This window comes from Streptomyces sp. NPDC048211 (genome assembly GCF_043202315.1).
GTDB lineage: Bacteria > Actinomycetota > Actinomycetes > Streptomycetales > Streptomycetaceae > Streptomyces.
The window spans coordinates 147472-172452 of sequence record NZ_JBIDAD010000007.1; the positions used below are offsets into that span (position 1 = coordinate 147472).

The 24981-nt window shown below is 72.3% G+C and carries 22 protein-coding genes and 1 tRNA gene; 14 read left to right on the forward strand and 9 right to left on the reverse strand.

Annotated features, from left to right (window positions below):
• Positions 1 to 107: 107 nt before the first annotated feature.
• Together ACGFZA_RS25410 and ACGFZA_RS25415 are read left to right on the forward strand one after the other, a co-directional pair.
• The gene (locus tag ACGFZA_RS25410; protein WP_393682100.1) at positions 108 to 872 is read left to right on the forward strand and encodes a molybdopterin-dependent oxidoreductase; all 765 of its coding nucleotides are present in this window, start codon (positions 108 to 110) and stop codon (positions 870 to 872) included.
• Positions 856 to 1497: a cytochrome b/b6 domain-containing protein gene (locus tag ACGFZA_RS25415; protein ID WP_393682102.1), complete on the forward strand. Its 642-nt coding sequence runs from the start codon at positions 856 to 858 to the stop codon at positions 1495 to 1497. Before ACGFZA_RS25410 ends, ACGFZA_RS25415 begins: the two co-directional genes overlap by 17 nt.
• On the opposite strand, the gene ACGFZA_RS25420 is transcribed toward ACGFZA_RS25415, so the two are convergent.
• Positions 1483 to 2880, reverse strand: coding sequence for a GntP family permease (locus ACGFZA_RS25420; protein ID WP_385281422.1), 1398 nt, complete (start codon positions 2878 to 2880; stop codon positions 1483 to 1485). The genes ACGFZA_RS25415 and ACGFZA_RS25420 overlap by 15 nt on opposite strands.
• A gap of 11 nt (positions 2881 to 2891) precedes the next feature.
• On the reverse strand, positions 2892 to 3401 hold the full coding sequence (locus ACGFZA_RS25425) for a gluconokinase (protein ID WP_385281419.1): 510 nt from the start codon (positions 3399 to 3401) through the stop codon (positions 2892 to 2894).
• Between the two features lie 142 nt (positions 3402 to 3543).
• On the opposite strand from ACGFZA_RS25425, the gene ACGFZA_RS25430 reads away from it, so the two are divergent.
• Complete coding sequence (locus ACGFZA_RS25430) at positions 3544 to 4245, forward strand: FadR/GntR family transcriptional regulator (RefSeq protein ID WP_385281417.1); 702 nt, start codon at positions 3544 to 3546, stop codon at positions 4243 to 4245.
• Between the two features lie 202 nt (positions 4246 to 4447).
• Here ACGFZA_RS25430 and ACGFZA_RS25435 read toward each other — a convergent pair whose 3' ends face one another.
• Positions 4448 to 5176: a TetR/AcrR family transcriptional regulator gene (locus tag ACGFZA_RS25435; protein WP_385281414.1), complete on the reverse strand. Its 729-nt coding sequence runs from the start codon at positions 5174 to 5176 to the stop codon at positions 4448 to 4450.
• Between the two features lie 51 nt (positions 5177 to 5227).
• On the opposite strand from ACGFZA_RS25435, the gene ACGFZA_RS25440 reads away from it, so the two are divergent.
• The 6 genes from ACGFZA_RS25440 (at position 5228) to ACGFZA_RS25465 (ending at position 11816) form a co-directional block, all read left to right on the forward strand.
• Positions 5228 to 6799 carry an APC family permease gene (locus ACGFZA_RS25440; RefSeq protein ID WP_393682105.1) on the forward strand — a complete coding sequence of 524 codons (1572 nt, stop codon included), beginning with the start codon at positions 5228 to 5230 and terminating at the stop codon, positions 6797 to 6799.
• A gap of 53 nt (positions 6800 to 6852) precedes the next feature.
• Entirely contained in the window at positions 6853 to 8490 is a 1638-nt protein-coding gene (locus ACGFZA_RS25445; RefSeq protein WP_385281409.1) for an amidohydrolase, read from the forward strand.
• A 108-nt stretch (positions 8491 to 8598) separates the two neighbouring features.
• A complete protein-coding gene (locus ACGFZA_RS25450; RefSeq protein WP_393682108.1) occupies positions 8599 to 9135 on the forward strand; it encodes a GNAT family N-acetyltransferase in 537 nt (178 codons plus the stop codon).
• 117 nt (positions 9136 to 9252) lie between these two features.
• Complete coding sequence (locus ACGFZA_RS25455; RefSeq protein WP_393682110.1) at positions 9253 to 9939, forward strand: hypothetical protein; 687 nt, start codon at positions 9253 to 9255, stop codon at positions 9937 to 9939.
• 162 nt (positions 9940 to 10101) lie between these two features.
• Positions 10102 to 11187: an S-(hydroxymethyl)mycothiol dehydrogenase gene (locus tag ACGFZA_RS25460; RefSeq protein WP_385281401.1), complete on the forward strand. Its 1086-nt coding sequence runs from the start codon at positions 10102 to 10104 to the stop codon at positions 11185 to 11187.
• Positions 11187 to 11816, forward strand: a complete 630-nt coding sequence (locus ACGFZA_RS25465) for an MBL fold metallo-hydrolase (RefSeq protein WP_385281398.1) — start codon at positions 11187 to 11189, stop codon at positions 11814 to 11816. Before ACGFZA_RS25460 ends, ACGFZA_RS25465 begins: the two co-directional genes overlap by 1 nt.
• 9 nt (positions 11817 to 11825) lie before the next feature.
• On the opposite strand, the gene ACGFZA_RS25470 is transcribed toward ACGFZA_RS25465, so the two are convergent.
• Entirely contained in the window at positions 11826 to 12761 is a 936-nt protein-coding gene (locus ACGFZA_RS25470; RefSeq protein WP_393682112.1) for a pseudouridine synthase, read from the reverse strand.
• A 301-nt stretch (positions 12762 to 13062) separates the two neighbouring features.
• Between ACGFZA_RS25470 and ACGFZA_RS25475 the strand changes: the two genes are divergently transcribed.
• Entirely contained in the window at positions 13063 to 14130 is a 1068-nt protein-coding gene (locus ACGFZA_RS25475) for a rhamnogalacturonan acetylesterase (RefSeq protein WP_393682114.1), read from the forward strand.
• A gap of 51 nt (positions 14131 to 14181) precedes the next feature.
• Here ACGFZA_RS25475 and ACGFZA_RS25480 read toward each other — a convergent pair whose 3' ends face one another.
• Both ACGFZA_RS25480 and ACGFZA_RS25485 read right to left on the reverse strand, forming a co-directional pair.
• The gene (locus ACGFZA_RS25480) at positions 14182 to 17067 is read right to left on the reverse strand and encodes a glycoside hydrolase family 2 TIM barrel-domain containing protein (protein WP_393682116.1); all 2886 of its coding nucleotides are present in this window, start codon (positions 17065 to 17067) and stop codon (positions 14182 to 14184) included.
• Positions 17068 to 17599: 532 nt separating this feature from the next.
• Positions 17600 to 17684 (reverse strand) — tRNA-Leu (locus ACGFZA_RS25485).
• A 183-nt stretch (positions 17685 to 17867) separates the two neighbouring features.
• On the opposite strand from ACGFZA_RS25485, the gene ACGFZA_RS25490 reads away from it, so the two are divergent.
• The 3 genes from ACGFZA_RS25490 to ACGFZA_RS25500 all read left to right on the forward strand — a co-directional run bounded on the left by ACGFZA_RS25490 (position 17868) and on the right by ACGFZA_RS25500 (position 20503).
• Entirely contained in the window at positions 17868 to 19202 is a 1335-nt protein-coding gene (locus ACGFZA_RS25490) for a M20/M25/M40 family metallo-hydrolase (RefSeq protein ID WP_393682118.1), read from the forward strand.
• A gap of 159 nt (positions 19203 to 19361) precedes the next feature.
• Positions 19362 to 19595 carry a chaplin ChpH gene (gene chpH / locus ACGFZA_RS25495; RefSeq protein ID WP_123528131.1) on the forward strand — a complete coding sequence of 78 codons (234 nt, stop codon included), beginning with the start codon at positions 19362 to 19364 and terminating at the stop codon, positions 19593 to 19595.
• Positions 19596 to 19732: 137 nt separating this feature from the next.
• Positions 19733 to 20503: a chaplin gene (locus ACGFZA_RS25500; RefSeq protein ID WP_385281382.1), complete on the forward strand. Its 771-nt coding sequence runs from the start codon at positions 19733 to 19735 to the stop codon at positions 20501 to 20503.
• Positions 20504 to 20561: 58 nt separating this feature from the next.
• Here ACGFZA_RS25500 and ACGFZA_RS25505 read toward each other — a convergent pair whose 3' ends face one another.
• Complete coding sequence (locus ACGFZA_RS25505; RefSeq protein WP_164404066.1) at positions 20562 to 20750, reverse strand: DUF5703 family protein; 189 nt, start codon at positions 20748 to 20750, stop codon at positions 20562 to 20564.
• A 47-nt stretch (positions 20751 to 20797) separates the two neighbouring features.
• Between ACGFZA_RS25505 and ACGFZA_RS25510 the strand changes: the two genes are divergently transcribed.
• On the forward strand, positions 20798 to 21457 hold the full coding sequence (locus ACGFZA_RS25510) for a hypothetical protein (protein ID WP_393682121.1): 660 nt from the start codon (positions 20798 to 20800) through the stop codon (positions 21455 to 21457).
• A 109-nt stretch (positions 21458 to 21566) separates the two neighbouring features.
• Here the strand turns inward: ACGFZA_RS25510 and ACGFZA_RS25515 are convergent, their stop codons facing one another.
• Together ACGFZA_RS25515 and ACGFZA_RS25520 are read right to left on the reverse strand one after the other, a co-directional pair.
• Positions 21567 to 23942 carry a helix-hairpin-helix domain-containing protein gene (locus tag ACGFZA_RS25515; RefSeq protein ID WP_385281376.1) on the reverse strand — a complete coding sequence of 792 codons (2376 nt, stop codon included), beginning with the start codon at positions 23940 to 23942 and terminating at the stop codon, positions 21567 to 21569.
• Positions 23939 to 24922, reverse strand: a complete 984-nt coding sequence (locus ACGFZA_RS25520; protein ID WP_385281373.1) for an aldo/keto reductase — start codon at positions 24920 to 24922, stop codon at positions 23939 to 23941. The genes ACGFZA_RS25515 and ACGFZA_RS25520 overlap by 4 nt, the downstream gene beginning before the upstream one ends.
• Positions 24923 to 24981: the final 59 nt, after the last annotated feature.

Genomic DNA, 24981 nt, shown 5'->3' on the forward strand with positions numbered 1-24981 from the left:
GCAAGTCTGGCATCCGCGGGCGGCCGGTGGCGGGGAGAATCTGACGTGACGGTGACGGACCACCGTCGCCCCTGGCTTCCGGCGGCCCGGAGTGTTCGAATCGAGGAGTGAACAGTTCCTCGCCCGGCGCCGAACCGGACACGGCGGCCCAGGGCCCCGATCCGGACGGCGCCGGAACCCCCGTGGGCCGCCGCCTGGTCCTGACGATGCTGGGCCTCGGCGCCGCCGGACTCGTCGCCGCGCCCGTACTGCAGCGGACCCTCGAATCCGGCCTGGGCGCGCTCTCCGACAAGGACCCCACCGGGCTGACCGGACTGCTGCCCAACGGCGGCGGCTTCCGCTACTACTCCGTCGCCGCGTCCGTACCGAAGAAGAGCGCCGCCGACTACGCGCTGACCGTCGACGGCCTGGTCGACCGTCCGGCCACGTACACCCTGGACGCCCTGAAGCGCATGCCGCAGACCCGGATGGTCCGGGACGTCCAGTGCGTCACCGGCTGGCGGGTGCCCGAGACGCCCTTCGAGGGTGTACGGCTCTCCGCGCTGCTGGACGCGGCGGGTGTCAGGCCCGGGGCGAAGGCCGTCCGCTTCACCTGTTTCGACGGCACCTACACCGAGAGCCTCACCCTCGCGCAGGCCCGCCGCGCCGATGTGCTCGTCGCCCTGCGGATGCAGGACCGGCCGGTGTCCCACTCCCACGGCGGCCCGGTCCGGCTCTACGTGGCCCCGATGTACTTCTACAAGTCCGCGAAATGGCTCTCCGGGATCACCGTCACGGAATCCGTTCGCCCCGGTTACTGGGAGAAGCTCGGATATGACGTCGACGCCTGGGTCGGCCGGTCCAACGGCCGCGACGATGCCCCCACGACCTGAGACGGACGGGCGGGTACGGCGGTTCAGCCGTCCGGTGCGGTGGGTGCACCGCACCACGGCGGCGCTGATGCTCACCTGCGTGGCCACGGCGGCCTGTCTGTACGTGCCGCAGCTCGCCGAACTCGTCGGTCGCCGCCACCTCGTGGTCACCGTGCACGAGTGGTCCGGGCTGCTCATTCCCGTACCGCTGCTCGCGGGACTCCTCGCGCGGTCCCTGCGGGCCGATCTGCGCAGGCTCAACCGCTTCGGGCCGCACGACCGGCAGTGGCTGCGGGCGGTGCGCCGCCGCGACCACCGGCCCGCGTCCCGCCCGGCCGGGAAGTTCAACGCCGGACAGAAGCTGTACGCGGCGTGGATCGCGGGAGCGGTGCTCGTCATGGCGGGCACCGGCCTGCTGATGTGGTTCACCGGCCTCGCCCCGCTGATGTGGCGGACCGGCGCGACGTTCGTCCACGACTGGCTGGCGCTCGCGATCGGCATCGTGCTGGGCGGGCACATCGCGAAGGCGCTCGCCGACCCGGAGGCACGCCGTGGCATGCGCACCGGATCGGTCGAGCGCCAGTGGGCCCGTCGCGAGCACCCGCTGTGGCGGGAGCCGGGGGAGCGGTCCCTAGAGGATCAGTGACAGCAGCAGGATGAAGGCCAGCGAGACCACGGAGATGATGGTCTCCATCACCGACCAGGTCTTCACCGTCTGGCCGACGTCCATCCCGAAGTACTCCTTCACCAGCCAGAACCCCGCGTCGTTGACGTGGCTGAAGAAGAGCGAGCCCGCACCCACCGCCAGGACCAGCAGGGCGACGTGCGAAGTCGACATGTCGGCTGCCAGCGGGGCGACCAGACCGGCCGCCGAGATGGTGGCGACGGTCGCCGAGCCGGTCGCGAGCCGGATCGTGACGGCGATCAGCCAGCCGAGCAGCAGCGCGGGGATCGACCAGTTCTCGGAGAAGTCCAGGATCATCTGGCCCACACCGGCGTCGATCAGGGTCTGCTTGAAGCCGCCGCCCGCACCCACGATGAGGAGCACGCCGGCGATCGGGGCGAGGGACTTCTCCACGGTGGTGGAGAGCCGTGCCTTGGTGAACCCGGCGGCCCGGCCCAGCGTGAACATGCCCACGATGACGGCCGCGAGCAGCGCGATGAGCGGGGAGCCGATCACGTCGGTGACCCGCTGAAGCCCCTGCTCGGGGTCGTCGACCACGATCTCGACGAGGGCCTTGACCAGCATCAGGACGACGGGCAGCAGGATCGTCGCCAGGGTCGCGCCGAAGCTCGGCCGACGGTCCAGGTCCTCGGCGGGGCGCTGCGGGACCATCGTCTCCGGCGCCTTGATGTCCACCCAGCGGGCGGCGTAGCGGGAGAAGACCGGGCCGGCGATGATCACCGTCGGGACGGCGACCAGCACACCGAGGGCCAGCGTGACGCCGAGATTGGCGCCCAGGGCGTCGATCGCGACGAGCGGGCCGGGGTGCGGGGGGATGAGCCCGTGCATCACCGAGAGGCCGGCCAGGGCCGGAATGCCGATCCGCATCAGGGAGTAGTTGCCGCGCTTGGCGACGAGCAGCACCACCGGGATCATCAGCACGATCCCGACCTCGAAGAACAGCGGCAGGCCGATGATCGAGGCGATCAGGACCATCGCCCACGGCATGGCGCGCTTGCTCGCCTTCGCGAGGATCGTGTCGACGATCTGGTCCGCGCCGCCGGAGTCGGCGAGCAGCTTGCCGAGGATGGCGCCGAGCGCGATGAGGACGCCGACACCCGCGACGGTCGAGCCGAGACCCGCGGTGAAGCTCGCTATCGTCTTCGCCGGCGCGGCGCCGGCGAACGAACCGAGCGCCAGGGAGCCGATGGTCAGCGCGAGGAACGCGTGCATCTTGAACTTGGTGATGAGCAGGACGATGACGGCGATGCCCGCCAGGACGGCGATGCCCAACTGCGCGTTGCCGGCCGAAGTGATGGGTTCGACGGCATCCGCTGCCAGCATCTCGACGCTGAGACTGGTCACGGTGAAGATCCTTAGTTATCGAGCCGGCGCAACGCGGCGACGGCTCGCTCGGTGATTTCCTCGGGGGTGCCGGACACATCCACGGCGACGCCGGCCTCGTCGGCCTCCAGGGGCTGGAGGGTGGCGAACTGCGAGTCGAGGAGTGCGGTCGGCATGAAGTGGCCCTTGCGGCCCGCCATCCGCTCCTCGATGAGCGACCGGTCGCCGCTCAGATGAAGGAAGACGGCACCGGGGGCCTCGCTGCGCAGCCGGTCGCGGTAGGCACGCTTCAGCGCCGAACTGCTGACCACGCCGCCGAGCCCCGCCCGGCCGTGCGCCCACTGCCCGATCGCATCGAGCCAGGGCCACCGGTCCGCATCGTCCAGCGGGGTGCCGGCCGACATCTTGGCGATGTTCGCCGCGGGATGGAAGTCGTCTCCCTCGGCGTACGGAACGCCCAGTGCGGTGGCGAGCAGGGGACCGATCGTGGTCTTGCCGGTTCCTGCGACGCCCATCACCACGACGACGTGGGGGGTGCTCATACGGTGCCTCGCTGTCTTCTTCGATGTCTTCCTCGACATCGGTCCGTCGCGCTACTGAAACCTATACGTACGACTTATTCAAGATGGTGTGACATAAACGTCGTACTTTTTGGTCAGGAGTGGACCCCCGTACTCTTGGTCCATGACCACACAGGGCCAGGGGCTGCATACACATGTGCTGGACACCCTGGGTCTGGAGATCGCCGCGGGTGAGCACCTGCCCGGCCAGGTCCTGCGTACGGACGAGCTGGCCCAGCGCTTCGACGTCTCCCGCACGGTCGTGCGGGAGGTGATCCGGGTCCTGGAGTCCATGCACCTGGTCGAGTCCCGGCGCCGGGTCGGTGTGACCGTCCGGCCGACCGAGGAGTGGAACGTCTACGATCCGCAGGTCATCCGGTGGCGGCTGGCCGGCGCCGACCGCCCGCGCCAGCTCCGCTCACTGACCGTCCTGCGCTCGGCGATCGAACCCGTGGCCGCCTCGCTCGCCGCTCGCCATGCCACCCCGCAGCAGTGTGCCGAGCTCACCGAACGGGCCCTCGGCATGGTCGCCACCTCGCGGGGCCAGCAGCTGGAGGGCTATCTGGAACACGACATCGCGTTCCACCGGATCGTCCTCAACGCCTCCGGGAACGAGATGTTCGCCCGCCTCGGAGACGTGGTCGCCGAGGTCCTGGCGGGACGCACTCATCACCAGGTGATGTTCGAGGACCCCGACCCGGCGGCCGTGACCCTGCACGTCCGGCTCGCCGAGGCGGTCCGGGAGGGTGACGCGGCGGAGGCGGAGCGGCTGACGAAGGAGATCGCGGTGGGCGCCCTGCACGAACTGGACGTACTCGCGCCCTGACCGGCCACGTCCCGGCGCCTCATCGGCGTGGACGTGTTCCAGCGCTGGGCCGGTCACGTCCGACGCGCACTCCGGTGACGTGGGCCTGCTCGCGCCCCGACCCGGCCGAACCTCACGCGGCTCATCGGTGTGGACGTCTTCAGCGCCTGAGCCGATGACGCCTCAGCGGTGTGGACGACCCCCACCCCTGCCCCGCCACGCCTCACGCACCGGAACGGTCCGGACGTACGTGCTGCAACCGTGCGGCGGCCGCGGCGAGCACCATCTCCAGCGCGGCCGGATAGCCGCTGCGGCTCATCTCCGCGACCAGCACGGGCGCGGTCGCCGCGATGTGGGGGTGCGTGCTCGCAGGCTGCCGGGCGTAGATCTCCGGCCAGGCCTGCACCTCCAGGGCCCTGGCCTGCTCCGACAGCACCAGCGTGGACGCGTCCAGCGCCGCGAACGACAGCGTCTGGTCGACGAAGACGTGGTAGATCCGCACCGCCTCCGCATCCGGGAACCCCGCGCCCCGCAGCACACCGAGGATCGCCTCCACCGACCGGATCTCGTGTGTCCTGCCGGTCACCCGCGCGCAGGTCAGCATCGCCGCCTGCGGATGGGCCAGATAGTCCGCGTGCATCCGCAGCCCCAGTGACCGCAGATCGGCCCGCCACTCACCCGTCGGCCGCCAACTGCGCAGCGTCCGTCCGATCAGCTCGTCGGCCACCGCGAGCAACAGCTCGTCCGTGTCGCGGAAGTACCGGTAGAGCGCACTTGGATCACATCCCAGGGCGGCGCCGAGCCGGCGCACGGTGAGCGCCGCCGCCCCGTGCTCACCGATCAGCCGCAGCGCCGTCTCCACGATCAACTGCTCGGACAGCACGGTGCCCTGCTTGGTGGGACGCCTGCGCCGCCGCGCTCCCTCCGGCACCACCCGCTCGCTCGCCTTCATGCGGGGACCTTATGACAACAGCGTTGACGTGCGGAAGCCCCGGGGAGTTCGATGTGCCGCCATCGGGGCCGAAAAGCGCCCCTCGGTGAAGGAGCGACCGTGACGTCCTCTCGTACTCCCTACGGCGACGAGCCACCCGGAACGGCACAGGCGCCGACGGCCCTGCGCAAGAGCCTCGGTGTGGTGGACGGGTTCGCCATCGCGGCCTCGTCGACCGCGGCCACCACGAGCATCGGCATCGGGCTCGGCGTCACCGCCACCGCCGTCGGGCTGCACCTCCCGGTCATCATGCTGCTCGCCTTCCTCCCGATCCTGGGCATCGCCGCCGCCTACTCCCGGCTCAACCGGGTCGAGCCGAACATGGGCAGCGGCTACGTCTGGGTCGGCCGCTCGCTCAGCCCCTGGCTCGGCTTCCTCGTCGGCTGGATCGGCATCGTCTCCACGATCGTGTTCCTCGCCTACACCACCACCGTCACCGGTTCCGCGCTGCTCCAGCTCGCCGGCGAGGGCGGACTGCACGAGGTGGCCGGGCTCCGGCTCGACCCGGACTCCACCGCCCAGTCGACCGCGCTCGGCATCGTCGTCCTGGTCGCCGTCACCTTCACCGCGGTCACCGGCCTGCGGTCGGCCGCCACCTTCCAGAAGTACCTCCTGGTCTTCGAGTACGCCGTCCTGCTCGGCTTCTGCGGATACGGCCTGTTCGCCGGTTCACAGCCCTTCAGCCTCGACTGGCTCAACCCGTTCTCCATCCCCTCGTTCGAGCAGCTCGCCCAGGGACTCCTGCTCTCCGTCTTCTGCTTCTGGGGATTCGAGTCCACCTTCAGCGTCACCGAGGAGATCCGGGACCCGCAGGACGCCTCCAAGGCCGGGCTCATCACGCTCTTCACCATGCTGGGCCTGTTCCTGCTCGGCTCCTTCGCCTTCCAGCGCGTCCTGTCGCTCGACGAGCTGACCGCCCACGGCGCCCAGGGGCTCACCTACTTCGGCAACCAGCTGGCCGACCAGCCGCTCGCCGCACTCCCGTTGATCGCCCTCACCCTGTCCGCCGTCGCGTCCCTGCAGTCCGGAGTGATCCCGACGGTGCGCGGCATGTTCGCCATGGGCCGCGACCGCACGCTCGGGCCCCTGTGGACCAAGGTCAGCCCGCGCTACGGAACACCCGCCGCCGGTACCGTCGCGGTCGGCTGCGTCGCCGCGGCCATCGCCGTGCTCTCGCTCGTCATTCCGAAGGTCGGGGACCTGATCCTGGCGTCCGTGAACGCGATCGGAGTCGTCGTCTCGATCTACTACGCCCTCACCGCGCTCGCCGCCGCGTCGCGCTTCCGCGGCTCCTTCCGCGAGAGCTGGTCCCTGGCGGTGCGCGCGGTGGTGCTGCCCGTGCTCAGCGCCGCGGTGCTGCTCGGCCTCGGCGGGTACCTCTGCTGGACCTTCTACACCTCCGCCGACCACTTCGAGGTCAGCCCGGACAACGGGTGGTTCATGCTCTTCTGCCCGGCCGCCATCCTGCTGACCGGCTTCGTCGCGGCCGCCTGGGCCAAGTGGGTCCGCAAATCCCCCTACTTCGTCACCGGCCGTTCCGTGGCCCCGGACGCCCTCGCGGAACCCGTCCCCGGTCCGGCCTGAACCACACCCCCGCCCAGCAGCCCCCAGCACCCACCCGACGAAACGGAACCACCATGCCCCGCACCCCCGCCGATCTCGTCTTCACCGGCGGTCCCGTCCACACGACGGACGCCGCCCGCACCCGCGCGACGACGGTCGCCGTCACCGGCGACCGGATCACCGCCGTCGGCCATGACGAGGTACGCGAACTCATCGGCCCGCGCACCGAGGTGGTGGACCTCGCCGGACGCCTCCTGCTCCCCGGCTTCCAGGACGCCCACATCCACCCGGTCACCGCCGGGCAGGAACTCGCCCAGTGCGACCTCACCGGCGCCGGCGACGCCGCCGCCACTGTCGCGGCCGTACGGGCCTATGCCGACGCGAACCCCGCACACGACTGGATCACCGGCGGCGGCTGGTCCATGGACGCCTTCGACGGCGGCGCCCCCACCCGGCAGCAGCTCGACACGGCCGTCCCGGACCGCCCCGCCTGCCTGGTCAACCGCGACCACCACGGCGCCTGGGTCAACAGCCGGGCGCTCGCCCTCGCCGGGATCGACCGCCGCACTCCCGACCCCGCCGACGGCCGCATCGAGCGCGACGACCGGGGCGAACCCACCGGACTCCTCCAGGAGGGCGCCATGGACCTGGTCGCCCGCCACACCCCGCGCTCCACGGCCGCCGACCGCCTCGCCGGCCTGCTGCGCGCCCAGCGCCTGCTCCACGCGTACGGCATCACCGCCTGGCAGGACGCCATCGTCGGTACCTACGGCTCGATGGACGACGTGGCCGACGCCTACCTCGCCGCGGACCGCGACGGCACCCTCACGGCCCGCGTCACCGGAGCCCTGTGGTGGGACCGCGAACACGGCAGCGAGCAGATCCCCGGACTCGTCGCCAGGCGCGCGGAGCTGAACGGCCGGAACTTCCGCGCCGGATCCGTGAAGATCATGCAGGACGGAGTCGCCGAGACCGGCACCGCCGCCCTCCTCTCCCCGTATCTCGACGCCTGCGGCTGTGCCACCGCCAACAGCGGCACCAGCTTCGTCGACCCCGCCGAACTGCGCCGGTACGTCACCGAGCTGGACGCCCTCGGCTTCCAGACTCACTTCCACGCCCTGGGCGACCGCGCGGTGCGCGAGGCCCTGGACGCCGTCGAGGCCGCCCGCACCGCCAACGGGCGCACCGACACGCGTCCCCACCTCGCCCACCTCCAGATCGTCCACCCCGACGACATCCCCCGCTTCCGCGCTCTCGGGGCCACCGCCAACATCCAGCCGCTCTGGGCCGCCCACGAGCCGCAGATGGACGAGCTGACCATCCCCTTCCTCGGCGGCGAACGGGCCGCGCTCCAGTACCCGTTCGCTGCCCTGCTGCGCTCCGGCGCCACCGTGGCCGCCGGTTCCGACTGGCCGGTCAGCAGCGCCGATCCGCTGGACGGCATCCACACCGCGGTCAACCGTGTCGCGCCCGGCGGCGACGGGCCGGTCTTCCTCCCCGAGCAGCGCATCTCCCTGACCGAGGCGCTGGCCGCGTACACGGCGGGTTCGGCGTACGTGAACCACCTGGACGACACGGGCAGCATCCGGGCCGGGGCCCTGGCCGACCTGGTGGTCCTGGACCGCGACCTCTACGCCGCTCCGCCGGAGGAGATCGCCGGCACGCGGGTCCTGGCGACGTACGTGGGCGGCCGCCGGGTGTACGGGGACTGACCTCTCGGCGGCGTCGATGGCGTGGCCCGCGGGGGAAGGCAGAGAGGGCGGCTCCTCCCGCCCGTCCTCCGGGGCCCTCGCCGACGGGTGTGCGGTAGGTTGCCCGCCATGACCGGACCCGGCCCCATGACCCTGCCACGCGTGCCGATCAGGACCGATCGGCTCGTGCTCCGCGAGCCCGAGGCCCGGGACCGGGCGGCGTTCATCGAGCTGTTCTCCTCGCCGGAGGCGGGCGCCTTCATCGGGGGCGCCCAGCCGCGCGAGGTGCTGGAGCGGGAGATGCCCGAGGTGCCCGGCAGGCGCCCCGGCCATCTCGTAGTCGATCTCGACGGAGCGATGATCGGGCGGATCACGCTCGCCGAGGCGGCAGGGCACCTTCGGCAGGCTGCGGGGAGAACCGAGCTCGGCTACCTGTTCCTGCCGAGTGCGTGGGGGCACGGATACGCCGCCGAGGCGTGCGCGGCGGCACTCGACCGGTTCGCCGGCGCGTTTCCGGGCGAACCCGTGGTGCTCGCCACCCGGACCGACAACGTCCGCTCGATGCGCCTCGCGGCGAAGCTGGGGTTCACCGAGGCGGAGCGGTTCGAGGCCTACGGCGCCGAGCAGTGGCTCGGCGTCTGGTCCCCGGCCGCGCCGGCCGGCTGAACGTGTGTGCGACCGCGCGGATCCACGGAGCCGCGGGCCGGTGGCCCCCCGCGCCGTCCGAACGGACCGGCGCACGCGGTCGACAACCGGCGCGCTCCGCGGGGAGAATCGGCCGCCATGCCGAAGAACAGAGCCACCCTGCGCCTCCTGTTGAGCGTCCTGCTGCTCTCGAACGTCGTTCTGCTGACGCTCCTGGTCCGTGCGGACACGTCGTCCGGGGGTGAGGTGCCGATAGGCAAGGCCACGCCGCGAGACGCGTCGGTGAACCTTCCCGCGCTCGAAGGCGGGGCCATCCTGCCCGCGGACGAGTGGCCGGACGCGTGTGCGTTCGTGGACGAGGCGGAGATCAAGGCGATCCTCCCCGGAGCCGAGGACATCGAACAGGAGAGCCGCCCGGTCAATGTCCTGTCCATCAAGGAATTCGCCGCCGACTCCTCATGGAAGAAGAGCGTCAGGTCCGAGTCGGGACAGTGCCTCTACAGCATGCGCCTTCCGGGCGAGACCTACAGCGCCACCCAGTTCTGGTTCCGTATCGAGGCCGTGGCCGATCCCGGGCTGATCGCCCGGTACGCCGATCGTGCCGCGCCCGGAAGCAATACCAACCAGGGTGCGCAGGGCGCCGATCACTGTGTCATCACCGGGAACCACGAGGGCGATTGGAGCTGCCGCAAGGGCCCCGTGCTGTTCACCGTGGGCGGGCAGAGCACCGTGACGTTCCAGGGCGCCCCGGCCCCGGCGCCGTTCGTCTGGCGGGACGAGGTCCTCCCCGAGTTCGTCCGGACGGTCGCCGCGAAGATCGAATAGCTCCCCCGGGGGCGACACGGTGCCCCTGCCGGGGCCGTACGGCCCCACCGGCCACGCGGCGCGCTCCCGCCGCCCCCTCGCACCGCGTACGGTTGTTCGTGATCGATCTCAGGAAAGCCGTGAATCGATCTCAGGGAAAGCCGCACAAGGGAGTCCACGGGAATGGCGCAGCACGTACAAGGGGTCATCGCACCGGGAAAGAACGAGCCGGTACGCGTGGAGACGATCGTGATTCCGGATCCCGGCCCCGGTGAGGCCGTGGTGAAGATCCAGGCATGCGGCGTCTGCCACACCGACCTGCACTACAAGCAGGGCGGCATCAACGACGACTTCCCCTTCCTTCTCGGCCACGAGGCCGCGGGCGTCGTGGAGTCCGTGGGCGAGGGCGTCACCGACGTCGAGCCCGGCGACTTCGTCGTCCTCAACTGGCGTGCCGTGTGCGGGCAGTGCCGTGCCTGTCTGCGCGGCCGTCCCTGGTACTGCTTCGACACGCACAACGCGAAGCAGAAGATGACGCTGCTGGACGGCACCGAGCTCTCCCCGGCCCTCGGCATCGGCGCCTTCGCGGAGAAGACCCTCGTCGCCGCCGGCCAGTGCACCAAGGTCGACCCCGAGGTCTCCCCGGCCGTCGCGGGTCTCCTCGGCTGCGGTGTGATGGCCGGCATCGGCGCCGCCATCAACACCGGCCAGGTGGGCCGCGGCGACTCGGTCGCGGTCATCGGCTGCGGCGGAGTCGGTGACGCGGCGATCGCCGGGTCCCGGCTGGCCGGCGCGGCGAAGATCATCGCGGTGGACATCGACGACCGCAAGCTGGAGACGGCGAAGAAGATGGGTGCCACGCACACCGTCAACTCCCGCACCCAGGACCCGGTCGAGGCCATCCGCGAGCTCACCGGCGGCAACGGCGCGGACGTCGTCATCGAGGCGGTCGGCCGCCCGGAGACGTACAAGCAGGCGTTCTACGCCCGTGACCTCGCGGGCACCGTCGTCCTCGTAGGCGTCCCCACCCCGGAGATGCAGCTCGAACTTCCGCTCCTGGACGTCTTCGGCCGCGGCGGCTCGCTGAAGTCGTCCTGGTACGGCGACTGCCTGCCCTCGCGCGACTTCCCGATGCTCATCGACCTGCACCAGCAGGGCCGGATCGACCTCGGCGCGTTCGTCACCGAGACCATCGGCATCGGCGACGTCGAGCAGGCCTTCGCCCGGATGCACGACGGCGACGTCCTGCGCTCGGTGGTGGTCTTCTGATGACCGCCCGCATCGACCACCTCGTCACCTCCGGCACCTTCGCCCTCGACGGCGGCGAATGGGATGTCGACAACAACGTCTGGATCGTCGGCGACGACACCGAGGCGGTCGTCATCGACGCCGCCCACGACGCCGCCGCCATCGAGGCCGCACTCGGCGGCCGTACGCTGCGCGCCATCATCTGCACCCACGCGCACAACGACCACATCGACGCGGCGCCGGCGCTCGCCGCCGCCACCGGCGCACCGATTCTGCTCCACCCCGACGACCTGCCGCTGTGGAAGCAGACCCACCCGGACCGTGCCCCGGACGGCGAACTGGCCGACGGCCAGGAGATCCGGATCGCGGGCACGGCCCTCACCGTGCTGCACACCCCGGGCCATGCCCCGGGCGCGGTCTGCCTGTACGCCCCCGAGCTGTCCACCGTCTTCACCGGGGACACGCTCTTCCAGGGCGGGCCCGGCGCCACCGGCCGTTCGTTCTCGCACTTCCCGACGATCGTCGACTCGATCCGCGACCGGCTGCTCGCCCTGGACCCGGCGACGACCGTCCGCACCGGACACGGCGACTCCACCACCATCGGCGCGGAGGCCCCGCACCTGGACGAGTGGATCGCCCGCGGCCACTGACGCCCCGGGCTACTCCTCCGGCCACGCGGAGAGCCGCAGGCCGCTCTCGAAGCGGTGCGGCTCTCCCGTGACCGGATCGGTGAACTCCAGCACCCGGGCCAGGAGTTGCAGCGGGTGCGCGAAGTCGTCGCGAGCGCCTTCCGCCTCGACCACGGGGTAGACGGGATCGTGGACGATCGGCAGCCCGAGGCTGTTCATATGGACCCGGAGCTGATGCGTCCGTCCGGTGGCGGGCAGCAGCCGGTAGCGGCCGAGCCCGCCGCGGTGCTCCAGCAGCTCGATCCGGCTCGCGCTGTTCGGTTCCCCGGGCTCCTCGCGGGCGGCGATCACCCCGCGCTCCTTCACGATGCGGCTGCGCACGGTGCGGGGGAGGACCAGCCGCGGTTCGTACGGTGCCACCGCCTCGTACTCCTTGCGTACGAGGCGGTCCCGGAACAGCGTCTGGTATGCGCCCCGTTCCTTCGGCCGTACGACGAAGAGGACGATCCCCGCGGTCAGCCGGTCCAGCCGGTGGGCGGGCTGAAGCAGCGGCAGCGCCAGCTCGCGGCGGAGCCGGGCCACCGCGGTCTCGGTGATGTGCCGGCCGCGCGGCGTGGTCGCCAGGAAGTGCGGCTTGTCCGCGATGACCAGATGCTCGTCCCGGTACACCACACCGACCGGGAAGGGCACCGGCTCCTCCGGTGCGAAGTCCCGGTGGAACCAGAGGTACCGGCCCGCCGCGTACGGCTCGTCGCCCGTCACCGCGCCCCCGACGGAGACGAACCGGCCCCCGGCCAGCATGGCGTCCACCCGCGCCGCGCCGATCGCGTCGGCGAACCGGGCCAGCAGATGATCGCGGACCGTCGGCCACTGCCGGTCCGGGTCCTCCGGGAGCCGCACCCGGACCGGATCGATTCCGTCGCGCTGGGGGAGCGGCGACGGCGGAGGCTTCGCGCGGCCCCTCATCGGCGCTCGCCGGCCGGTCCGCCGAGGCCCGGGGTGCTGGTTCTCATGGTGCCGGGCATCCTTTCACAGCGACGGCGCCCCACAGGCGCGGCGGGCACCGGACCCCGGGGCCCCGCGTCACACCCGGCGGACGCGCGACGCCCCGTCCGGCACGGGGCGGAGACCGAGCGGGCGCGATCCGTGGCCGACTCCCCTCCACTGAAAGGATTCAACACCCGGAGCGCGAGGGTAGAAAGCGCTTGCGCCCAGCACGGGGACAGCCCGTGCCGCACCGCATCCGCAGCCATGAAGGAGCCCCGCCGTGCTCTCTGCACGCAGAACCGGACCCGCCCTGCTGACCGCCCTGGCGGCCGTGACCGCCCTCGCCACGCCTGCCGTCGCCGACGCGGTGACGCCCGCCCCGGCATCCGGCGCGGCAGCCCCCGCCGGCTGCACCGGAACCGCGCCCGTGGTCTGTCACTTCGACGTGGCCCCCGGCACCTATCGCGTCACCGCACGCATCGGCGGCGCCGCCGCAGGCCGTACGACGGTCACCGCCGAGACGCGGCGCACCGTCCTCGGTGAGACGCCGACCGCCGCCGGACGACAGGTGGTTCGCACCTTCACGGTCAACGTGCGCGAACCGGAGGGCGAGCCCACCGGGGCGAGCGGCAGCCCCGGTCTCGACCTCGTCTTCGGGGGACCGGCCCCGCTCCTCACCGGCCTGCACGTGACACCGGCGCCGCACACCCCGCAGCTCTTCCTGATCGGCGACTCGACCGTCTGCGACCAGCTCGGCGAGCCGTACACGGGTTGGGGGCAGGAACTCCCGCAGTACCTCCGGGCCGGCATATCCGTTGCCAACTACGCTGACTCCGGGGAGAGTTCGCAGACCTATCTGGACCAGCCCCAGCTCTTCCCCACCGTCCGCCCGCTGATCCGCCGGGGCGACACCGTGCTCATCCAGCTCGCCCACAACGACAAGCAGACGACCGAAGCGGACTACCGCGCCAACCTCACCACCATGATCGGGGCGATCCGCGCCGCGGGGGGACGGCCCGTGCTGGTGACCCCCATCGTCCGCCGATGGTTCAACACCGACGGCACGCTGGACAACGGCACCGCGCTCCTGGTCAACGGCCTCGGGGTCGATCTGCCCGCGCAGATCCGGCTGCTGGCCGCCAAACAGGACGTACCGCTCGTCGACCTGACCGCCCTCACCCGGCAACGGGTCGAGGAGCTCGGCCCCGACGGCTCCAAGGCGCTCTACCTCACCGACGAGAAGCGCGACAACACCCACACCTCGGAACGCGGAGCCACGGAGTACGCCGGCCTGGTCCGCGACGCGCTGCGCGACCAGGGCCTGCTGCCGGGACGCCTGTTCCGCTGACCGAAGCCCCGCGCCGTCCCCGGGGGAGCCGGGACGGCGCGGGGCACGGGATCAGCCCAGCGCCGAGAACCGGTACGAGAACTCCGCCGGCGCCGCGTCGAGCCGGTGCTCCGGCAGCACGCCCGGTCCGCACGACTGCGAGCCGATGCCCTGGAGCGCGTGGTCCAGGTTGACCCAGACGCGGTCCCCGGCCACCAGATCCGGCACGTGCTCCGCCGCGTCCAGCTGCTCACTGGTCCAGCGCCGTGCGGTGAACCAGAACGGCGTACCGCCCTCCGCCCGCAGCCCCGTTCCTCCGGTGTCCGTCAGCTCCGCCCACCGGACGTCGGCCCGGGCCCCGTTCTCCTGCGGCCTGACGTACGGGGTCTGGAGCGCGTCCACCTCCCGCCGCCACTGCCCGAGCATCGCGGCGGCCCGGGTGTCCGGGTACGCCTCGCCCGGCCCGCCGCCGAACCACCGGGCGTCCCCGTACGCCGAGGGCAGCCCGAACCGGATGCCGAGCCGGGGCAGCGGCACCCGCCAGTCGCCCTCCGGTACCACGGACACCGTCAGCCCGAGCCGGTCCCCGGCGGCCGTCCACCGGTACGTGGTGCGCAGCCCGAGGTCCCAGCCCGCGGGTGCCACCCGGGTGCGCACCGTCAGCGCGTCCCCTTCCATCTCGACCGCGTCGAGGCGGTGGCGCATCCGGTGCAGCCCCAGCTCCCGCCAGCGCAGCCCGTAGCGCTCGTCCGGCTGCCAGGCCGCCCCGTTGTCGTTGTCGGTGGGCGCCCGCCAGACGTCCAGCCGCAGCCCCTCCACCGGAATGCTCCCGATGCGCACCGGAGCCCCGGTCGCCGCGTCGAAGACGCCGGGTCCGAGCGTGATCACGCCGCCGGACCGCACGGGCCGCTCACCGGTCGCCGGCGCCGGGGTGGCCGGTGCGCCCGTCTCCAGCTGGCCCCACGCCACCACGTGCCCGCGTTCGGCCCAGGCGGTGTCCTCGGCGAGGACGGCCCGCACCGTCCACAGGCCGTCGCCCGCGGCGTCGGGCGTCACCTCCGCCGAGGCGCCCGGGGCCAGCTCCGGCACCGCCAGAGTGCCCGAGGCGACGGCCGTACCGTCCACCTCGCGGGTCCAGAGGAACTCCAGGTGCCCGAGCCCGGCGAAGTCGTGGCCGTTGGTGACGGTGAACGAGCCCGCCGCGGCGCCCGGGCCGATCCGCACCGGCTCGATGACCTTCTTGTACTCGACGAGCCCGGGGGAGGGCGTACGGTCCGGGAAGAGCAGCCCGTCGCAGACGAAGTTGCCGTCGTGCAGCTCCTCGCCGAAGTCCCCGCCGTAGGCGAAGCCGTGCTCGGGATGGGCGAAGCCGTGGTCGATCCACTCCCAGACGAAGCCGCCCTGGCAGCGCTCGTACCGCTCGAAGAGCCGCTGGTACTCGCTCAGACCGCCCGGCCCGTTGCCCATGGCGTGCCCGTACTCGCACATGATGAAGGGCATCGCACGCCGCCGGGCGTCGAGTTCCGCGTCGGCCCAGGGTTCCTCCGCCCGCTTGCCGATGAGTTCGACCTCGGCGTGCGTCGGATACATCCGCGAGTACAGGTCGACGTCCTTGCAGGAGAGGTCGCCCTCGTAGTGCACCAGCCGCTCCGGGTCCCGCCCCCGGATCCAACCGGCCATCGCGGTCAGGCCGCTGCCCGAACCGCACTCGTTGCCCAGCGACCAGATGATCACCGAGGCGTGGTTCTTGTCGCGCTCGACCATGCGGGCCGCCCGGTCGAGCAGCGCCGGGGTCCACCGCTCGTCGTCGACGGGGTTGCCCCGCCACTCCAGGTCGACGAAGCCATGCGTCTCCAGGTCGCACTCGTCGATCACCCAGAGCCCGAGCTCGTCGCACAGGTCGAGGAAGGCGGGGTGCGGCGGATAGTGGCTGGTCCGCACGGCGTTGATGTTGTGCCGCTTCATCAGCACCAGATCGCGCCGCATCGTCTGCGCGTCGACCGCCCGGCCCGTCTCCGGGTCGAACTCGTGCCGGTTCACCCCGCGGAAGAGCAGCCGCCTGCCGTTGACCTTGATGACCCCGTCCTCGACCGCGACCGTGCGGAAACCGATCCGCAGGGGCGTCCGCTCGCCGGGCGTGACCAGCTCCGCGTCGTACAGCCGGGGCGTCTCGGCGGTCCACGGCTCGACCGGAAGGGTCACGGACTCGCCCGCGGCGATGTCGACACCCAGCTCGGGCACCAGGACCCGGCCGTTCGCCCCCTCGCACTCCACGAGCAGCGTCCCGGAACCCTCCCGGTGGTCGTAGCCCGCGTGCACGAAGAAGTCCCGGGCGGCGCCCGGGGGACGGTGCAGCAGCGTCACCTCTCGGAAGATGCCCGGCAGCCACCACTGGTCCTGGTCCTCCAGATAACTCCCGGACGACCAGGCGTGCACCCGTACGGCGAGGGTGTTCTCGCCGGGGTTCAGCAGATCGCCCACGGCGAGCTCGTGCGGCAGCCGGGAGCCCTTGAAGTCGCCCAGCTCCCGCCCGTTGAGCCAGACCCGGGCGCAGGACTCCACGCCGTCGAACCGCAGCACGAACTTGCCGCCCCGCGGCAGGTCCCCGGGCAGCGTGAACGTCCGCAGATGGTCGCCCGTCGGGTTCTCGGACGGCACCCGCGGCGGGTCGACGGGGAAGGGGTAGACGACGTTCGTGTACGCGGGAGCGCCGCCGGCCCCCTGGAGCACCCAGTGGCCGGGCACCGCCACCGTCCCCCACGCCGACGCGTCGAACTCCGGCCGGGCGAACGCCTCGTCCTCGGTACCCGCCCCCGCCGAGAGCCGGAAGGCCCACTCGCCGTTCAGGCACATCCGCCAGGCATCGGACGTCGCGTACCAGGAACGCGGCGCGAGCCCACCGGAACCCGGGCTCGGGTCCTCGTACCAGGGCAGCGTGTCGGTGTCGGTCCGGCTCATGGTTCTCCTCGTTCGGAAACGCCCTTCTCAAGGGTGACGTTAACGACGAATGAACCGTTTCAACAAGGGGTGGTGGCACGGATGATGACGCGGTCCGCGACTCCGGTGGCCCGGTCGGAGGGGGCTGCGCCCCGTCCGTGGCACGTCGGTGCCCGCCTCCCTGCTGTCCCCGGGCGGCGCCACCGGGCCCGCAGGACGCGGCCGGACGGCCCGGCACGCCCCGGGGCGGCGGGGCGCGTGGGCGACGCGTACGCCGCGACGTGAAGACTGCCGGGCGGCCGGTCCCGGACGCCGGACAGCAACCCGGCCGGCTGTCTCCCACCCCCCGGACCGCGGCGGTTCGGTGTTCCGGGGCGTTCCGGCCCCGTCCGGGCCGCGGGGACGGGGCCAGGTCGGAGCGCATCGAAAGAATCCGTGCACGCGACCGTGGGGCGGCTGCCTCCGAACGATGCGCCGAACCGTTACCCAGGTCGCGGCGGCTCCGGCAACGCAAAGTGCCGACCAGGATTTCTCCTGATCGGCACGTGCTCTGTGTCCGAGGGGGGACTTGAACCCCCACGCCCGATAAAGGGCACTAGCACCTCAAGCTAGCGCGTCTGCCATTCCGCCACCCGGACCAGGTGTCTGTCTCGCGGGCCGTGCCCGTTCCGACGTGGAAAACCATAGCAAACATTGGGGGGTGCTCGATCACGCCCCGGTCGGTGTGACGCGCGTATGACGAGGGGCGGGCGGCCTTGGGTCCGCGGGCCGGGCGCGGGAGGATGAGGGGGAGCACCACAGCGACAGTGGAAGGAACCAGCGTGAGCGAGACCAAAGCGGCCAGGACCGGCTCCGGTGAGAGCGCCGAGAACGAGGTCGTGGACCTCTGTCGTGACCTGATCCGGATCGATACCAGCAACTACGGGGACCACTCCGGGCCCGGCGAGAGGCTGGCCGCGGAGTACGTGGCGGAGAAGCTCGCCGAGGTCGGTCTCGAGCCCCGGATCTTCGAGTCCCACAAGGGCCGCGCCTCCACGGTGGCGCGGATCGAGGGCGAGGACCCGTCCAAGCCCGCCCTGCTGATCCACGGCCACACCGACGTCGTGCCGGCCAACGCCCACGACTGGACGCACCACCCCTTCTCCGGGGAGATCGCGGACGGCTGCGTGTGGGGCCGGGGCGCGGTCGACATGAAGGACATGGACGCGATGACCCTGGCGGTCGTGCGCGACCGGATGCGCAGCGGCCGCAAGCCCCCGCGCGACATCGTGCTCGCCTTCCTCGCGGACGAGGAGGCGGGCGGTACGTACGGGGCCCGGTTCCTCGTCGACAAGCACCCGGACCTGTTCGAGGGCGTCACCGAGGCCATCGGTGAGGTCGGCGGCTTCTCCTTCACGGTCAACGAGAACCTGCGGCTCTATCTCGTCGAGACCGCGCAGAAGGGCATGCACTGGATGCGGCTGACCGTGGACGGCACGGCCGGCCACGGCTCGATGACCAATGACGACAACGCGATCACCGAGCTGTGCGAGGCGGTCGGGCGGCTCGGCCGGCACACCTGGCCGGTCCGGGTGACCAAGACCGTGCGCTCCTTCCTGGACGAGCTGTCCGACGCGCTCGGCACCCCGCTCGACCCCGAGGACATGGACGCCACGCTGGCCAAGCTGGGCGGCATCGCCAAGATGGTCGGCGCGACCCTGCGCAACTCCGCGGCCCCCACCATGCTCGGCGCCGGCTACAAGGTGAACGTGATCCCGGGGCAGGCGACCGCCCACGTCGACGGCCGCTTCCTGCCGGGGTACGAGCAGGAGTTCCTGGCCGACCTCGACCGGATCCTCGGCCCGCGCGTCAAGCGCGAGGACGTGCACGGCGACAAGGCGCTGGAGACGGACTTCGACGGCTCGCTCGTGGACGCGATGCAGATCGCGCTCAAGGCCGAGGACCCCATCGCGCGCGCGGTGCCGTACATGCTCTCCGGCGGTACGGACGCCAAGTCCTTCGACGACCTCGGCATCCGCTGCTTCGGATTCGCTCCGCTGAAGCTCCCGCCGGAGCTCGACTTCGCGGGCATGTTCCACGGCGTGGACGAGCGGGTTCCGGTCGAGGGCCTGAAGTTCGGTGCGCGCGTGCTCGACCGATTCATCGACCACAGCTGAACAGGTGGTATCCCGTCCCCCTCTCGACATAATCGCCAGCGTGTACGTACCTCACCGGTACGAGTGAAAGGGAATGATCGCTCGTAGCCCGATTACTTCTTCCTCGTTACAGGTGATGCGGTCCGCGGCTGGGACCGCACTTGCCAACTAGGAGGAATAATGATCAAGAAGATCGTCGCCGCTGCGGCTGTCACCGGTGGTCTGGTGCTCGCGGGTGCCGGCATGGCCGTCGCCGACTCGGGCGCCCAGGGTGCCGCCATCGGCAGCCCCGGCGTGCTCTCGGGCAACGTCGTTCAGGTTCCCGTCCACGTTCCCGTGAACGTGTGCGGCAACACGATCTCCGTGATCGGGCTGCTGAACCCGGCCTTCGGCAACACCTGCGTCAACGCCTGACGTTGTGCGTCAACCCGTAAGGGTTTGAGCCCGCTCGGCCCCGGAGCGCATGCCATGTGCTCCGGGGCCGTCGGGTCCTTTGCCTCCGCACGGTCAAGTCCGGGGGTATTCCGGAAGGTAGAAGGCAGGAACAACGTATGCGACAGGTCACGCGTAAAGGCCTGATCACCATGGCGGCTGCGGGCGGCGTGCTCGCGCTCAGTGGCGGTTACGCGCACGCCGACGCGGGAGCGGCCGGCGGCGCATCGAATTCCCCGGGGGTGCTTTCAGGGAATTCGGTACAGATTCCGGTCGAGGTACCGGTCAATGTCTGCGGCAACTCCGTGAACGTCGTGGGACTGCTCAACCCGGCAGCGGGCAACGCCTGCGGGAACGGCTCGCACGGTGCGGCCGCGGGCCGTCACAGCGCGACCGCCGGGACCTCGGGCAGCCATGCCTCGGACAACGGCCGGGGCTCGGACGGCCGTGGCCAGGGGGTGCGGGCGGGCACCGGTAAGCACCGGGCCGCCGGCAGCGACAACGGGGGCGGAGCCACCGCGGAGGGGATCGCGAAGGGGTCGCCCGGTCTGCTCTCGGGCAACCAGATCCAGGCGCCCATCGACATCCCCGTGAACGCCTGCGGGAACAGCGTCACCCTCATCGGTCTGCTGAACCCCGCCGGCGGCAACACGTGCGAGAACGACAGCACGCCCCCGGTTCCGGTCACGCCGGTGACCCATGAGGCGCCGCCGGCACCCGGACCGCGCACCATCCCGAACGCGCCCGAACCGCAGACCCTGCCGGCGAGCACGCCGCAGCTCGCGCACACCGGAGCGGGCGGGCTCGACCTGCTCATCCCGGCGAGCGCGGGTCTGCTGCTCGCAGGCGCGGGCACCGTGCTGTACCGCCGCGCCAAGGCCGCCGCCTGACGGCAGCAGGCAGCACGGCGAAGGGAACGGGCCCCGCGGCAGCGGGGCCCGTTCCGTTTCACCAGGTGGCTCGCAGCTGGCGGATGATCCGCCGCCGCAGCCGCACCCGGCGACTGCCGTCCAGGCGCAGCGTGAGTCGGTCCAACTCCCAGTGCCCGTACTCGGCATGGTCGGTCAACAGGCGGGCCGTATCCTTCCGGGACACCCCGCGCGGCACGTACACGTCGACAAATTCGTATTCCGGCATCGCATCTATTGTGCGGGCAGAGCCCGTGTACGGATAGCGTCTGCCCTATGTCTGATGCTGTGCAGCCCACCGCTGCCGAGGTACGCGCCGCCGCCGATGCGGTCAAAGCCGCGATCGACCACCACCTCGCGGCGGTCGAACGCCGGTCCGGGGACGACGACCCCGCTGTCTACGACGCGTTCAACGCACTGGCCGCTGCGGCCGAGGTCTACGACGAACTCCTCTACGACCGTCATGACGAGGTCACCCCGTTCGAGATTCCCGGGGTGGAGGACTCCCTGCCGCCGTACAGCGGCCCGGAGGAGCCGAACGCGCTCAGCGTGCTGATCCGCCGCGACTACGCGGTGGTGGAGCCGCAGCGGCTGCTCGCGCAGGCGCAGCGCCTCGCCGACGTGGATCCGGACGAGCGCGGCAGCGAGAGCGCGGCCGTGGTCGGCAGCAGTGTCCACGCGGCGCTGGGAGTGCTCTTCGGGGAGTACGAGGCGGACGAGATCGCCTCCCGGCACACGGAGTTCGGTCTGGAGGAGGGCGACTCGACGCTCTGGGTCGCCGCCGTGGACGAGCTGCCGGAGCCGGGGGAGTGGCTCGGCGCCCCGTTCGACGACGCGGATCCGCAGCTGGTGGTCTGCCGCTTCGACGTCAGTGCCGTTTTCGACGAGGACGATCTGGACGAGGAGCTGGACGGTCTGACGAAGGGCAGGAGCTGATCGCCCGCTCCTTCGCTCCCGAAGGGGTCGTACCGAAGGGCCGGGCGGACGCGCGACGCGTCCGCCCGGCCCTCAGCGGTTTCCGGGCGGCCCCGGGGCCGCCCGGCCGTCAGCCGTCGGACGCCTCCAGCAGGGTGCGCAGCCGGGTGGTGCGGTCCTGGGCGGGGGACTCGGCCACGGCGCGGGGAAGGGCCTGGTCGACGCCGTGCACCACCGACAGATGGCGTTCCCCCCGGCTGAAGGCGGTGTAGACCCAGGGGCGGCTCAGCCCCTGGGCCGCGTCACCCGGCAGCACGACGACGACCGCGGGCCACCGCATACCCGCCGCCTGGTGGGCGCTGAGCGCCCAGGCATGCCGGACGGACGCCGCGACCCGCTCCTGCGGTACGACGACGGGGCTCCCCGCACAGTCCAGATGCAGGCCCTCCGCGTCGGCCGAGACGACCACACCGGGCACGGTCCTGCCCGGCGCGGGGACATGAGCCACCCTGTCCCCCGGATCGAAGCCGCCGAAGCGGCCGGGGCCCGGGTTGAGCCGCTGCTTGAGGGCCTCGTTCAACGCCCGGGTGCCGGCCGAACCGCCGTGGCCGACCGTGATGACCTGGGTGTCCGAGGACGGCACCCCGATCGCGCGCGGTACGGAGTCGGCGACCAGCTGCACCGTGCGGTGCACGGCCTCGCCCGCGTCGCGCACAGGGACGATCACGACCTCCTTGCCCGGCGCCTCCACCTGGTTCAGCTCACCGATGCCGATGCCGGAGACCAGCTCGCCGATCGGCCCCGGGTCCGGGGTGCGGGAGACGACCTGGGGGCAGGCGCGGGCGGCCACGACATCGGCGAACACCCGCCCCGCACCGGCAGATCCCAGCACGCCCGGATCGCCGCTGAACACCAGGCGGGTGCCGTCGGCGAGGGACTCGACCAGCATGGCGCCGGTCTCGACGTCCAGCTGCGGGGCGTCCAGCACGACGAGCAGGTCGAGGGCGAGCGCCCCCTCCCCGTCCCGCCCGGGGCCCTCCGCGCCGGAGAGCAGCCCGGCGAGGGTGACCGCCGCCGCGGGGTCGCCGACCGCCCCGGCCAGCCGCTGACGGCCGTCCGCGCTGTGCGTGGCGCCCAGGGCGCGCAGCCCGAGACCGCCGGCGGCGGCGATGAGCGCCGCCGGTTCGGCCCTCGCCGCCTCGCCGCCCGTATGAGCGACGAGGCCGTGGGCCGCCGCGGTGCGGATCAGTTCGGCGGCCGAGGGGGACGGGGCCGCAGCGGCGGCGTCCGACCAGTCCGCGTCCTTCTCGCAGGCGTTGACCAGCCGGGCGAGTCCGTCGGCGAGACTCTCCTCCGCCAGCGCGTACCGGTCGAGGCCGAGGAGGACCTGGACCGGCTCCCGCTCCGCGCCCTCGCCGCCCTCGTCCGTCCCGTCGCTCTCCTCGCCCGTCTCCCCGTCGGCGTCCTCGTCCTCCGGGCCGTCCTGGAAGACCAGGACGACGCCCTCAGCGATGGCGTGCTGCACCGCCGCGCCGGGGTCGGTCACCGCGCGCGCGGCGAGTGCGGCGCGCACCTGCTCCGCGTCCAGGGCGGTGTGGCCCTGCAGCGCGGCCCGTTCCAGCAGCCAGCCGACCAGGGCGGCGGTGCGCCGCTCGTCGTCGGGTCCGCACCCGGCGCCGAGGAGCGCACGGGCGAAGCCGTCGGCCTGCTCCGGGCCGACACCGGGCAGGGACAGCAGCTGCCACGGGTCCTCCCGCAGCGCCTCGCCGGCCTGCGCGCCCAGAGTGGCGCCGGCGGCGGCCGCCAGGGCCTCCGGCGCCCCTCCCTCGGCCAGCACGGCCGCCACGGCGGCGACGGTCTCCGGTGACGCGCCCCGGGACGCGTGGGCCGGCTCGGGGGCGGGTGTGCGCGCCGGTGCCGGTGCCGGGACGCTCCGGCGGGCCGGGGAGGGGGCGGGGGAGTCGAAGAACGCGGTGCCGGGCTTCTCGCCGCTCTCCACGGCGCGCACGGCCGCCAGCAGATCGGCCGCCGGGCCGCTCAGCTTCGCACCGGCGGCGATGGGGCCCTCCTTCTCGGCCTTGCGCTTCTCGATCCGCTCCCGCAGCTCGCGCTGGGCCGCCAGCTCCGCCTCGGCCTCGGAAGGAGCCGCGGCCCCGGCGCTCGCGGCACTCGCGTCCGTGTGCGCGACGGCGTCGTCGCCCACGACGGTGTCCGCGTCCGCGTCCGCGTCGTCGCCCGTGGCCGCGTGCGCGTCGCCGTCCGCGTCCTCGCCCGTCTCTGCGTCGCCGTCCGTGTCCGTGTCCGTGTTCGCGTGCGCGTCGCCGTCCGCGTCCGCCGGGGCCGCGGTCTCGCTCTCGGCGGTCCCGTCCGGGCCCCCGTCCGCCGCCTCGTCGTCCGCCCCCGCAGCGGCCTCCCCGGCGGGTTCGGGCGCGGTGGCGGGTTCGTCCGCGACGACGTCGTCGGTGGCCGAGGGGCCGGGGGATTCCCCCCGGGGAAGCGCAGTCACAGCGTGCTCCAGTCCTGGTCCGGATAGCGGTGCACGGGCGCCGACACATCGTCGAGCGCCTGGCAGATCTCGTCAGGAAGACTAAGCGCCTCCACTGACAATGCCTCCGTGAGCTGCTGCGCGTTGCGCGCGCCGACGATCGGGGCCACCACTCCCGGACGGTCCCGCACCCAGGCCAGTGCCACCTGGAGCGGTGTGGTGGCCAGTCCGTCGGCCGCGGTCGCCACGGCGTGCACGATGCGGCTCGCCGGGTCGTCGAGATACGGCTCGACGAAGGGGGCCAGCAGCTCGGAGGCGCCCCGCGAGTCCGCCGGGGTGCCCGTGCGGTACTTCCCGGTCAGTACGCCCCGCCCCAGCGGCGAGGACGGCAGCAGCCCCACGCCGAGGTCGAGCGCGGCAGGCAGCACCTCGCGCTCCACGCCCCGTTGCAGCAGCGAGTACTCCATCTGCGTACTGGCCAGCCGGGTCCGCACCCCGGGCGCGGCGAGCTGCCAGGTCGCGGCCTTCGCCAGCTGCCAGCCGCAGAAGCCGGACACTCCCGCGTAGCGGGCGCGTCCGCTGGAGACGGCTATGTCCAGTGCCTGGAGCGTCTCGTCCAGCGGGGTCATGGGGTCGAAGGCGTGGACCTGCCACAGATCCACGTAGTCCGTGCCGAGCCGTGCCAGCGAGGCGTCCAGGGCGGCCAGCAGATGTCCGCGCGAGCCGTCGAACCTGCGGTACGGATCGGCCACGCTGCCCGCCTTGGTCGCGAGGACCAGATCGTGCCGCGGCACGAGGCTTCCGACGAGCTGCCCGAGCAGATACTCGGCCTCCCCGCCGCCGTACACGTCCGCCGTGTCGACCAGGGTGCCGCCCACCTCCCAGAAGGCCTTCAGCTGCTCGGCAGCGTCGTGCTCGTCGGTGTCCCGGCCCCAGGTGAGGGTGCCGAGTCCGATCCGGGACACTCGAAGGCCGGTGCGGCCGAGATGCCTCTGCTCCATGGGCGCTGAGATTACTGGCCGGAGCCCCACGCGTCGCAGGCCTGTGGACAACCGGGGCC